The sequence below is a fragment of the Kurthia populi genome, assembly GCF_042686175.1.
GTDB lineage: Bacteria > Bacillota > Bacilli > Bacillales_A > Planococcaceae > Kurthia > Kurthia populi.
In genome coordinates this window covers 1-11,970 of sequence record NZ_JBHUOR010000122.1, presented here as the reverse complement: position 1 = coordinate 11,970, position 11,970 = coordinate 1, and the positions used below count along the sequence as shown (strand labels likewise).

The following is an 11,970-nucleotide window of genomic DNA, read 5'->3' as shown; positions in this document are numbered from 1 at the left end:
AAAAAAGCCATTTCCTATAGGAAATGGCTCTACATGCGTCTGTAAATAGAACCCACTTCCCTTCGTTAGCATTACCTAATTCAAGTCATAAGGGTTTCATCTCAGCCTTTTACAGCACCCCTAGTGGTAAATGAAATTAAAAAACGTCCCATGCCTAGAATTCCGGCATGGGACGTGATCATATGAATCAATCAACGCTTTCCTACGCTAGTACAAACTAGATCAGGTTCAAGGATTAATTCATTGCGTGAATTTCTCGGCTGACAACATCAGCACTCCTAGCATCTTTTTGTATGTGATTATCAAGGAGTATATCACGATAATAATTGAATGACAATGGGTTGCTCAAAAAGGTTTTATTGCTACCATCATTTGTATAATTTTATATTTTAATAAAAAGCTTTATTTAAAAGGGAATATAAGCGTAAAACAAGTACCTACTCCTACTGTACTTGCAACACGAATTTGTCCACCGTGCTGCTCCATAATTGATTTACAAATCGCCAAGCCCAACCCTTCTCCACCAGATTGACGAGCACGGTGCTTATCAATACGATAGAAACGTTCAAAAATATGCGCTAAATGCGCTGATGCGATGCCTTCTCCTTCATCAAGCACTTCTACGGTATAACCATATGTTTTTATCGTCACAGTCGTATTTATAGGACTGTAGCGTATAGCATTTTGAACAAGATTTAAGATTACTTGTTGAATCTTCATGACGTCTACAGAAATCGGTAATGGAGACTGTAGCATATAATGAATCGTATAATTTTCATTCAACATATTTAATATAGGTGCTAGGTCTTCAAGTAAGTCATCAAGTGAAATTTCTTCACATTGTAAGGGTTCTTCACGGTCTAAATGAGCAAGCTGTAATAAATGCTCCGTTAGTTTTGTCATGCGTGTTGCCTGCGTGCGAATCTGCTCAATAGACTGCCGTATTTGTTGTACATTATCTAGTGGTGAACGTAGCAATATTTCTGTAAAACCCTGTATAGAAGTTAATGGCGTTTTTAATTCATGTGATGCATCTGAGACAAATTGCTGCAACATTTGCTGCGTAGCATATTCTTTTTCAAAAGCACTTTGTAGACGGTCTTGCATATGCTGTACAGATTGCTCTAACTCCTTCACTTCAAGTGGCGCATGAGGCACAGCTACTTTGTCATGCATTGTTTCTGCCGACAATTGCCGTACTTGCGTATTTAGTGCATTTAATGGTGCCAATGTTTGCTCAATTATACGCCGGTAAAAAAGGAATGCTATGATAAATAGCACTGCAACCACACTTGTAAAAATCATTAATTGTGTCATCATTAATTCATTTTCCTCATGTAATGGAAAGGAGATTTCAACATGATGCCCTTGTTGTTGCTGCTCAAAAACGCGGGTATCCGTTGTAGCATGATGCGGCCCACGAAGTGCTAAAATTTGCTGTCCATCAATAACCACCTTAGCTGTCGGAAATTGCTGTGCTAAAAAGTGCTGCGATTCCTCCGTCACTTTTTGATCATTGAACTGTATATTTTGTACTGCTCCATCTACTAATTGCTGTTGTTCAACATGCATCGAATATTTAAAAATCGCGCCTAATAAAAGTGCAAGGCAGCCGTACAAAATAATAAAAATAACTACGGTACGCCAAATGAGCTGTTTACGCATACTCATAGGCGTATATCCAATTTGTAGCCAAAGCCACGCACGGTTTGTAACATCGTATGCTCTGTATCTCCGAGCTTTTGTCGTAATGTTTTCATATATACTTCTACAACATTGACGCTACCAAAATAATCATAGCCCCATACCGCGTTCAAAATAGCTTCTTTTGATAATACAGTCTGTGGATGCTCAATAAAATAATGTAATAGCTTATATTCTGTACGTGTTAATTGCAGCGGCTCTCCCTTATAAATAATTAATTTTTGCTTCTCGTCAATTAGTAAAATACTTTCCTCTTGCTGTATATTTACATTACGCAAACGCGCTTGAATTCTAGCTAATAGCTCCTCAAAGCTAAAGGGCTTCGTCATATAATCATCAGCCAATGCATTTAAGCCCTTCACACGATCTTCGACTTCTCCTTTTGCTGATAATAAAATAACTTGGCAGCCCACATGTTTTTTTAATAAATGACACACCTCATAGCCATTCATTCCCGGCATCATAATATCAACAATCGCAACATCTGGCACCGTATTTTTCGCTAATTGAATACCGTTCATACCATCATTTGCAACCGAAACATCATAGTTTTCTGCTTCCAAACCCATTTGCAAAAATTGTGTAATACTCATCTCATCGTCAATAACTAAAATTTTCGTCATCGTACGCCCCCTTTTTTCAGCAAATCTTCAGCTTTCTTTTATTATTTCAACAGCTTCCACCGTTATACTTGGTATATCTACTAACGGAAAGGATGATGGATGCCTTATGACTCGCACACAATTAACTGCTCTTATTAGTGTTTTACCACTTCCACTCATCATTTGGCAACTTGTTTTACAGCCTAATTCGCTAAATTTTTGGAATATAATTGCCGTCACACTTGGAGCAATTGCTTTTAGCTCATTAAGCTTTGTATTATTTCTAGGAGCGCGCCCTCGTTTTATTGCCTATCACCTTGGTCAAAAAGCACACCGTATATTAGCTGTTGTTGGGGTTGGCGCAATTCTTTTACACAATCAGGCAGAAGGCTTTGTTCATCACTCACATGCGACACACCAGGCCGCAAGTTATGGTGGTAATGCTCAAACAATCTTTCTGATTATTGCCGGTCTGAGTGTTTTATTTCTTGCAAAAAAATGGCTTCTTTACACACCAAGCATGATTCAAACAGCTATCAAAAAAAGCGCATTTATTCGCTATGATTGGATAAAATGGATTCATCATTTCAATCTCGTAGCCATCGTATTAATGGGTCTCCATGTCGTGTTTATCAACATTGCACTCGGGGCTCCACTTGCGGGTAGCTTATATGCACTTTACTTAGTCATCGCGCTTGGTTTTTACATTCCTATGCTTTATGCAAAAATTCGCCCTGCGAACGCTGCTGTTGTCAACGTACAGCCATTAAGTTCGTCAATGATAGAACTCACTGTAACAACAGCTCAATCACTTTCTATTGGTCAAACGGTTTGGCTACGCAAGGGCGCTTTGGAGCATCCATTAACAATTGTTGATAAACAGGATTCGAACTATACGTTTATCGTCAAAAAAGTGGGTCGCTTTACAAATCAATTAGCAGCTCTTAAAACCGGGACACCACTTTATATTTCAAAGGGCTATGACAGCTTACCATCCTTTGAAAAACCACTGATTTATATTACAGGTGGTAGTGGTGTGACACCTGCTTTAGCAGCCGTCAACGTATGGGAAAAGCAACCGTCCGTGCCATTTCATCTTTATTGGTCTGTTCGTACGATGGATGACTTGGCATTAGATGGCTACTTCCGCCAACTACAACGGACACAACCACAATTCCACTACTACCCTTATGTCACAAGAGAAGGTACAAAACAACGCTTAACCGCTCAAGACCTTGCACAAAATATTGATTTAGAAACCGCTACAATTACGATGTGTGCCTCTCCAGCTGCCACAAAGGCTTTTAAGCACATGCTAAAAGAATTAACAATTGATGATCTAATTACCGAAAGTTTTTAAACGAAAAAACACGCACCTATTCCTGACGTAGGTGCGTGTTTTTCTATCCATGGCATCCGGGGGTGGAGTCACATGAGTTTATATTATTATCATACTAGCTATTTGTGGAAAAAGTATGAATGGGAAATGACAATCTAAAGGTAGTACCGATATTTTCCTTACTTTCGACTGTAATAGCACCATCTAATGCTTCCGTTAACGCTTTAACAATCGCTAGGCCAAGGCCTGTGCCCCCCTTATCGCGAACACGTGATTTTTCAACCCGGTGGAAGCGGTCAAAAATAAAGGGAATATCCTCTGCTGGAATACCAACACCTGTATCAGTTATTTCAATAATTAGTGTAGATTTTTGCTCAAATGCACGCAGTGTAATCGTTCCCTGCGGCGTATAGTTAACCGCGTTTTGCAGTAAATTAATAATGATTTGCTCAAAGCGCATACCGTCTGTTTCTATGTCTTGAAGCGGCCCTTGAATCGCAACCTCTAAGGCTAGATTTTTTTGATGTGCCTTTAAACGAACTTTATCTGCGGCATCTTCTAGTAATTCTTCAATATCAACCGCTTGTTTATAAAATGTCATCATGCCTTCTTCCATTTTTGATAGGTCAAAAACATCTTGAATTAATTTAGATAAACGAATGGATTCCTGATCAATAATATGCGCATATTTTTTCAACTCTTCCTCAGAGCGATACTGTCCATTTTCAATAAGTTGTGCATAGCCTTGTAAGTAAGATACCGGCGTCCGTAGCTCATGTGAGATATTCGCCAGTAGTTCACTTCGGTTTTTTCGGTAGTTATTTAACTCCACACTTAAATCATTAATGGACTCACCGAGAATGCCAAGCTCATCCTTACTCGTAACCGTGACCTTCGTATCCTGCCCTTTGGCAATTTTACGCGTAGCCTCGGTCATATCAACAAGTGGACGTGATAATTTCCACGACACTAAAATCGTATACACAAGCGCTAATAAAATCGCCATTAAAATACCGCGTAGCGTCCAATAGCGAATCTGGCTCATCGTTTCATACCAGCTTGTGACATTTGACATGACTAGGACCCCACCATTATATTCGCCATCTTTTAGTAAAGGTTTTCCTACATAATGAAAGCGCGCGCCAGTAGCATTTTCGGTACGGCTTCCTGTATAAGATTTTTGTCCGGCTTCAAGCGGTTTTCGCCACTGCGAGTCAATGGTATCTTGCTCAAAAAACTCATAAGCCGAGCGGGATAAAATTTTGCCGTTTTTATCGAATACGATAATGGCATCGTCACTTAAGCTGAGCATTAAATTAATGCGTTCCGGCTCTAGCTTATCCTCTTTTTCAAGTTGCATAACAGCTCGTGTCGCCGCTTTCTCAACAGAGGCATCTACATAATCGGTATAAACATTTGCAAAAATACGATCAATTAGCACGGCGAGCGGCACTAAAATAATAAAGAAAAGTGCCATAATAAGTGCGCCCCATTTAAAACCGACACGATTAAACATGCGCATCTTCTGGCATATCAAATTGATAGCCAAGACCCCAAACCGTTTTAATTAGCTTTGTGCGCGCACCGATTTTTTTCATTTTATAACGTACATTTTTTACATGCGAATCAATTGCGCGTCCGTCTCGCTCATGTTCCTCATCCCATAATAAATGCAGCAAATCATCACGCGTAAATACTTGATTCGGTGCTAAAGCAAGCTGCTTCAACAATTCAAACTCTTTTACTGTAAAGTCAATTTTTTGACCATCGACCTGTACACTGAAGGACTGAATATCCATTTTAAATGAGCCATATTGGATAATCGATTCATCCTTCTCCTCCTGCATGGTCGCACGGCGGATTAATGCATGAATACGCGCCTTCAATTCTGCAAAATCAAATGGCTTCACTAAATAATCATCTGCACCAAGCTCGAGGCCACGTACGCGGTCCTCTACCTCTGTGCGAGCTGTTAGCATTAAAATCGGTGTCTGCCCCATACGACGTACTTCTGCACATAACGTAAAGCCGTCTACATACGGCAGCATAATATCTAATAAAATTGCATCAAATGTTTCTAAATTAATTTTCTCAAGCGCCTCTGCCCCGTCCTTAGCGATTGTGACATCATACTCTGGACTTAAGTGCAACGTTAATAGTTCCTGCATTAATACTTCATCTTCTGCAATTAGTAATCGCATGTTAATCACTCCTTCTCACAAGTATAACGTAATTCTTTTCATTATTTTATTTTCTTCTATAAGAAAAAGCCAAAATCACAACGATTTTGGCTTTCATTAAAGAGAATCCTCACGTTTCCATTCTCTACGATTGTGATGATTTTTTCCATTTTGGTTTAATAAAGGCAGTCCACGCGACCAACAACACCATCAGCATGAACCAGACGCCCCAAATCCAAACATTTTCAAAAATAGCGGTTAAATAAACGGCTACAAAGGTCACAATGGCCATAACAAACATTCCGATTAACATTTGTTTCGTAGACATCTTTATCTCTCCATTCATACATTATTACTACTATTATAAATAGCAAGCGATACAAAAGCAGCGGTTCATTTAAAATGAATTAAAAAAAGCGTGGTGCTGTCACAAACTCTTTGTAACGGCTCCACACTTTATCCATAAGTTATTAATTTTCTACAACATTGTATGTGTAATCATTTTGCTCAAGCATTTTCTTCCAATCAGCGCGTGATGTTTCCGTGAAGTTATCAAGTTCTGTTACTTGACCATCTACTTTAAATTGAATGGTTTCAAGCTTAGGGAAATTCGCAAATAATGAGGTAATGATTTCTACATAGTTTTCATTTGTATAAACAAAATTATTTTCTAACATTCCTTGACCATTAAAATCAAGAATGATTTTTTTCTCATCTTTTGATACAGCGTAATTATTGAAGTATGTCGTATAATAGCGATCATATAAGGTCATTAAGATTTTTTTCGTTTGAGAACCTTCTGCAGCATATGAATAATCTACACGTGTTGTAATAAATTGTTCATCGTTCATATCGTAAATAACGATTGAATCATCTGTTGCATCTTCGTTTAAGCTTAATGGTTTGGTTAAATCGGCTTTCACTGTTTCTGTAGCTGTTTCACCACTGACAGTTTCGACTTCCTCTTCTTCTTCCGTTGTTGCTGTTTCTTTCGTTTCTTCTTTAGTAGTCTTTTCCTCTTTTGAAGATGTATCCGCTACAGCTTCTTTCTCTGATGCACTACTATCCTTGCTATCGGATGTTGTGGACTCTTCTTGCTTCTCATCCGCTTCAGACTGTGCATCCTCCGATTTTGTAGTAGACGCACTTGAAGATTCCTCGGCTGTTTGAGTCACTGGTGCTTGCTCATTGTCAGCGCTAGAACTATCGGACGTGTTGCCACAAGCTGCTAACATTGCAACGGTTACTGCCGTTAAAAGCATCATTTTTTGCATAAGTTTCACTCCATTTCCTCTTGTAGTATACCTGTAATTTCGTTTTTACACAAAGAACATTCTGTCGCAATAATAAGTATATACCGAAATGAAATGGTATTTTTCTAACAATAACACTACTTTTCAAGCAAGAAATATCATTTATATATCATTATTAACAAGGATATTACAGTCGTTTAACAACTTTTTATAATATACTACAATATTTTTATCGCACGCCATTTGTACGTGATAATCGTACGATATGAGCACCGACAGGCTCTTTTCCTTTAATGAAGGACGTTATCATTTTTGCACCCATCATCGAATAAACAGTGCCATTACCACCATAGCCTAATAAATAATATTGACGTTTTTTCGTTGGATGTTCGCCAATAAACGGTAAGTTATCATACGATTCACCAAATGTAGCACCGTATGCATACGCCGCTTTTAAGTCATATGACGGAAACAATTCCCTTGCCTCTTTTAAAAGCTTTTCAGCATGCTGCTGAATGGCTTTATCTGTCGGAGGCACTGCAATATCCTCATCAAGCCCTCCTATAATTAAGCGGTTATCAACTGTCGTTCGAATATATAAATACGGATGTGCTGTTTCCCAAATAAGCGCATCGTCCTGCCATAGCTGCTCATTAATAGGCTCCGTCACAACGACATATGAACGATGAATTGCTGCCCCAATCCGTTTTCCAACAACTGGCGTTTCATAGCCTGTCGTGTGAATGACGTGCTTGGCATGAAACGTTCCTTTAGACGTCTCAACACGCACCTGGGTTTCCTCCGAATAAGTAGCAGTTACCTCGCATTCTTCGACGATATCATGCTTGGCATCTGAAAATAATGCCTGTACAAACTTCACTGGGTTTACTTCTGCATCGCCATATGTTTTTAAAGCGGCTTCTTTTTTAAATGGCATCTCGTTAGCGAGCGCCTGTCGATCTAAATAGGCTACCTCAAAACCATGCTTTTTTAATAATGTATAATTTTTTTGCAAACGTGGAACATCTTCAGCCGTTGAAGCGTAATAAATACTAGGGCGTTCAATATAATCTGTGTTACGAGAAAGTGACGTTGCAAGCGTCGTTAAATCTTGCATGGCTTGTTCACATAATCGATAAAACAAAACGGCATCTTCTTCACCAATTTGTTCCGCCAAATCAACTAGCATAATGTCATTGCTATACTGAAGTAATCCTGTATTTGCACTTGTGCTACCTTCTGCTATATGACGTTTATCGATGGATAAGACGTCGTAGCCTTGTTTCGTCAGCTCATAGGCACATAATGCACCACTCATACCAGCGCCGATAATAATGACATCATAGTGTGCTTTTGGTTTTATCTTAGGAACGGTAAGTGGTGCCGTTGTCGTCGGCCAAAATAAATGACCATTTGTTAAATTCATAATTATCACCTCAGTTATTCTATTCCACAAATTCTTTTTGAAAATGCCTAAAAATACATAATTGTTTTTGTTATACTATAGAAGCAAAGCAGAATGGAGGGTCGTATTTTGAAACTAATTTTATACATCACCATGTTTTTCACAGGATTGGCGACCATCTTTGTCTGGGCAAGTATGAACGTATTAACACCAGATTTTGATATTGATTTATATAAAGCGAATGCAGATGGCTTATACAATGGCTTTTACTTTCAATTAGGCTTTATTTTCATTGTCTATTTTGCGGTTGTCGCCGTATTATTACTTCGTGACTTTCATCGCATTTTCAGTCCGCGTACACGTATCATCTTGACTGTACTTTATGGTGTCTTATCAATCGTTGTTTTTTTCCGTACGATAAGAGATGCATTCCAATTAAAAAATGCATTAAATAGCCAACAAAATGAAGTCTTCTTTTCAATGATTAATGCCTATTCAACAAGCATTTACTTTAATATGTTTACGTTTGTAGGATTTATTATCTTCCTTGGCTTAATTTCTCTATTACTTCCAGCGAAATCAACAAGTCGTGAAAAATATGAATTTTAATGAATAAAAAGCAGGAACCGCAAATTAGGCGATTCCTGCTTTTTTTGTATACGTTTATTTTTTTAAGAAATCTGGTGCTGCATAAGACGGATTGGGATATTTATAAAATCCTTCTCCTGCATTGATGCCCATTTTACCTTGATCAATGTATTCCGTTTTTAATTTTTCAGCAATTTCCTTTGTACCTGGAATACCTGCTGCAGCTTTTGCTAAGTTTAAATTATAAGGTGTTTCCATGCCTACAACATCTAAAATAGCAAATGGTCCACGTGGTGCACCTGTCGCAATCATCCAGTTTTTATCGATTGTTTCAGGATCTGCTACGCCTTTTGCCCATAACTGCATCCCTGCATCTAAAAATGGCACTAATAATGAATTTAAAATATAGCCTGGTTGTTCTTTATGAAGATGGAATGGAATCATGCCAATTTCGCGTGCAAATTCGACTACTTGCTCTGCATATTGTGCATCTGTTCCTGGGTGCCCCATAATTTCAGCCGTGTTATTATGCCAAATTTCATTTGCAAAGTGTAGTGCTAAGAATTTTTCAGGACGTCCTGTAAATTCTGCAAATTGACTTGGAAGCATTGTTGATGAATTTGATGCAAAGACTGTTTTTTCTGGTGCTACTTGCGCTAATTGTTCGTAGAAACCTTTTTTAATATCCATACGTTCTGGTACGGCCTCTACGATTAAATCGGCATCTTTTACCGCCTCAGCTAAATCAGTTGAATAGTTTAAGCTTTCAAATGCTTGCTGTGCACGCGCCTCATCTTTGAAATAAGCTGCATATGTTTCTTTATGTTTTGCAAATAATTGTTTTGCATGCTCGATTGCTGCATCATTAATATCATAAACGGTTACATTAAAACCGAAGAAAGCTGTTTGGAATGCAATTTGACTACCTAAAACACCGCTACCTGCTATTGTTACGTTTTTATATGACATAAAAATCGCTCCTTTGAAAAAAGTTAGTATTTACTTACAACTCTATTTTAAATCGCTCAAAATAAAAAAGCAAGTAATTACTTACCTTGCTTTCATAATTAATAATTAGATTTTTACTTCCTCATACTTTTCGCTAAGAAAGGATAATTTTAAATGATTTTCTTTCACTAAAATATAGTCAAAACGCACAAGTTCACAAAAAATCGTTTCCATTTCATCTGCTGTATTATTAGAATCCAATAACCAATTCTCACAATTAGCATACCGCTCTTCGGGATTAACGAGTAAATACATTAATAAGCCTTTAGCTGCAAGCGATAGACGATTATCTTGTAGGAAAAACAAATCACTTTTTTCAACTTTCGTATTCATATGCTTACATCCTTTTCCCTTTTTATAGTTATATAATAACATTAAATATTTATAAAATAAAGACTTAAATACCACTAAATAGTTATTTTTTATAATAAATATTCCAAAACTACCCAAAAATAATCACTTCATATTATACTTCTACAAAATTAAACGCTACTTTACTCATAATATTATCAAGTTATTTTTTTACCCCTTATGATAATAAATAAAACCTAAAAAAATTATTTTTTTAATTTTTTTACTACAATTAAGATAAAGATACATTTTTTCCCTATTATGCTATTGTTATAAATAAGTTTATTTAAGGAGTTGTTGACTATGACAAACTATGTAATTGGTGTTGATTATGGTACGGAATCTGGTCGTGTACTACTCGTTGATGCCGTCAACGGAAAATTAATAGCGAGCGCTGTCATTCCTTATGCACATCATGTCATTACAGAAGGAGATGAACGAATTCCATATACGTTGCCATCTGGTGCAGCTATTCAAGATCCCCAAGATTATGTGGATGTGCTAACGCAAGGTATTCCCCAGGTGCTTCATAAAACGACTATTACAAAATCGCAAATTATCGGTATTGGTTTTGATTTCACTTCATCGACAATTTTACCCGTTGATGCTTGTTATGAACCGCTTTGCTTCCAATCTGAATTTACGAAAAATCATCATGCTTATGTAAAGCTTTGGAAACATCAGCTCTCTCTTCCTATTAAAGATGAGCTCTATACGATTGCACAGCAACAAAACGCACGCTGGTTCCGACAACTTGGCTCTACTATTTCCGAAGAATGGGCTATCCCAAAAATTATTGAAACATTTCGCGCAGCCCCTGAAATTTACGACGCTGCTGCTCATTTTATTGAGGCCGGGGATTGGATTGTTGGGCAACTAACACAAAATTTCACGAAAAATAATTGTGCACTTGGCTTTAAAACATGTTGGACAGAGGAAGATGGCTTCCCGTCTGACTATTTTTCACAAGTAGATGCCCTACTTGGTCAAACAATCGAACAAAAATTAACAGCGCCCGTGAAAAAAATTGGTGACTGTGCAGGAACCTTGACCGCTGATTGGGCAACAAGGCTTGGCTTATCAGCGGGTATTGCGGTTGCTACTTGTATTATTGATGCACATGCGGGTGTTATTGGCGCAGGCGTTCATGAATCCGGCACATTATTAATGGTCATGGGCACCTCTACTTGTCATTTGATGGTGCATGAAGAGCTGCATGAGATTGAAGGCATTTCCGGTGTCGTAAAAGATTCGATTATCCCAGGCCTTTATGGATATGAGGCTGGACAACCTGCTGTTGGGGATTTATTTGCAAGCTTTGTTCAGACATTTGCACCACAAAATACACATGAACAATTGGAGAAGCGCGCAGCGACACTAAAGCCTGGTGAAAGTGGCTTAATGGCACTTGATTGGCATAATGGTACACGCTCTATTTTATCATTTCTTCGCAGAATACCGCTCCCTCAAGGAACGTAGTGAGTAGGGAGGGGATGAATGCGAACCCAATGATTCTGCCAGTACTAATTTGCTGAAAAGA

Annotated in this window: 12 protein-coding genes and 2 riboswitches; of the genes, 3 read left to right on the top strand and 9 right to left on the bottom strand. The window is 38.0% G+C overall.

Annotated elements, in window-relative coordinates:
- Positions 1-40 precede the first annotated feature (40 nt).
- Positions 41-132: riboswitch (TPP riboswitch) on the bottom strand.
- 50 nt (positions 133-182) lie between these two features.
- Positions 183-290, bottom strand: a riboswitch (TPP riboswitch).
- Between the two features lie 112 nt (positions 291-402).
- Positions 403-1,665, bottom strand: a complete 1,263-nt coding sequence (locus ACFSY7_RS14025; protein WP_380148251.1) for a sensor histidine kinase — start codon at positions 1,663-1,665, stop codon at positions 403-405.
- 2 nt (positions 1,666-1,667) lie between these two features.
- Entirely contained in the window at positions 1,668-2,327 is a 660-nt protein-coding gene (locus ACFSY7_RS14020; RefSeq protein WP_380148250.1) for a response regulator transcription factor, read from the bottom strand.
- Between the two features lie 106 nt (positions 2,328-2,433).
- On the opposite strand from ACFSY7_RS14020, the gene ACFSY7_RS14015 reads away from it, so the two are divergent.
- Positions 2,434-3,666 carry a hypothetical protein gene (locus ACFSY7_RS14015; RefSeq protein WP_380148249.1) on the top strand — a complete coding sequence of 411 codons (1,233 nt, stop codon included), beginning with the start codon at positions 2,434-2,436 and terminating at the stop codon, positions 3,664-3,666.
- 94 nt (positions 3,667-3,760) lie between these two features.
- Here ACFSY7_RS14015 and ACFSY7_RS14010 read toward each other — a convergent pair whose 3' ends face one another.
- The 5 genes from ACFSY7_RS14010 to ACFSY7_RS13990 all read right to left on the bottom strand — a co-directional run bounded on the left by ACFSY7_RS14010 (position 3,761) and on the right by ACFSY7_RS13990 (position 8,504).
- A complete protein-coding gene (locus ACFSY7_RS14010; protein ID WP_380148248.1) occupies positions 3,761-5,161 on the bottom strand; it encodes a sensor histidine kinase in 1,401 nt (466 codons plus the stop codon).
- Entirely contained in the window at positions 5,154-5,846 is a 693-nt protein-coding gene (locus ACFSY7_RS14005) for a response regulator transcription factor (protein ID WP_126989896.1), read from the bottom strand. Before ACFSY7_RS14005 ends, ACFSY7_RS14010 begins: the two co-directional genes overlap by 8 nt.
- A 124-nt stretch (positions 5,847-5,970) precedes the next feature.
- Positions 5,971-6,153, bottom strand: a complete 183-nt coding sequence (locus tag ACFSY7_RS14000; RefSeq protein WP_126989897.1) for a hypothetical protein — start codon at positions 6,151-6,153, stop codon at positions 5,971-5,973.
- 142 nt (positions 6,154-6,295) lie between these two features.
- Positions 6,296-7,099 carry a hypothetical protein gene (locus ACFSY7_RS13995; RefSeq protein ID WP_126989898.1) on the bottom strand — a complete coding sequence of 268 codons (804 nt, stop codon included), beginning with the start codon at positions 7,097-7,099 and terminating at the stop codon, positions 6,296-6,298.
- A 208-nt stretch (positions 7,100-7,307) separates the two neighbouring features.
- Positions 7,308-8,504: an NAD(P)/FAD-dependent oxidoreductase gene (locus tag ACFSY7_RS13990; RefSeq protein ID WP_380148247.1), complete on the bottom strand. Its 1,197-nt coding sequence runs from the start codon at positions 8,502-8,504 to the stop codon at positions 7,308-7,310.
- 108 nt (positions 8,505-8,612) lie between these two features.
- On the opposite strand from ACFSY7_RS13990, the gene ACFSY7_RS13985 reads away from it, so the two are divergent.
- Positions 8,613-9,092, top strand: a complete 480-nt coding sequence (locus ACFSY7_RS13985; RefSeq protein ID WP_126989900.1) for a hypothetical protein — start codon at positions 8,613-8,615, stop codon at positions 9,090-9,092.
- Between the two features lie 54 nt (positions 9,093-9,146).
- Here ACFSY7_RS13985 and ACFSY7_RS13980 read toward each other — a convergent pair whose 3' ends face one another.
- A complete protein-coding gene (locus ACFSY7_RS13980) occupies positions 9,147-10,040 on the bottom strand; it encodes a 3-hydroxyacyl-CoA dehydrogenase (RefSeq protein WP_126989901.1) in 894 nt (297 codons plus the stop codon).
- A 105-nt stretch (positions 10,041-10,145) separates the two neighbouring features.
- Positions 10,146-10,412 (bottom strand): hypothetical protein, encoded by a 267-nt coding sequence (locus ACFSY7_RS13975; RefSeq protein WP_126989902.1) that lies wholly within the window; start codon positions 10,410-10,412, stop codon positions 10,146-10,148.
- A gap of 321 nt (positions 10,413-10,733) precedes the next feature.
- Between ACFSY7_RS13975 and ACFSY7_RS13970 the strand changes: the two genes are divergently transcribed.
- A complete protein-coding gene (locus tag ACFSY7_RS13970; RefSeq protein ID WP_380148246.1) occupies positions 10,734-11,909 on the top strand; it encodes a ribulokinase in 1,176 nt (391 codons plus the stop codon).
- Positions 11,910-11,970 lie beyond the last annotated feature (61 nt).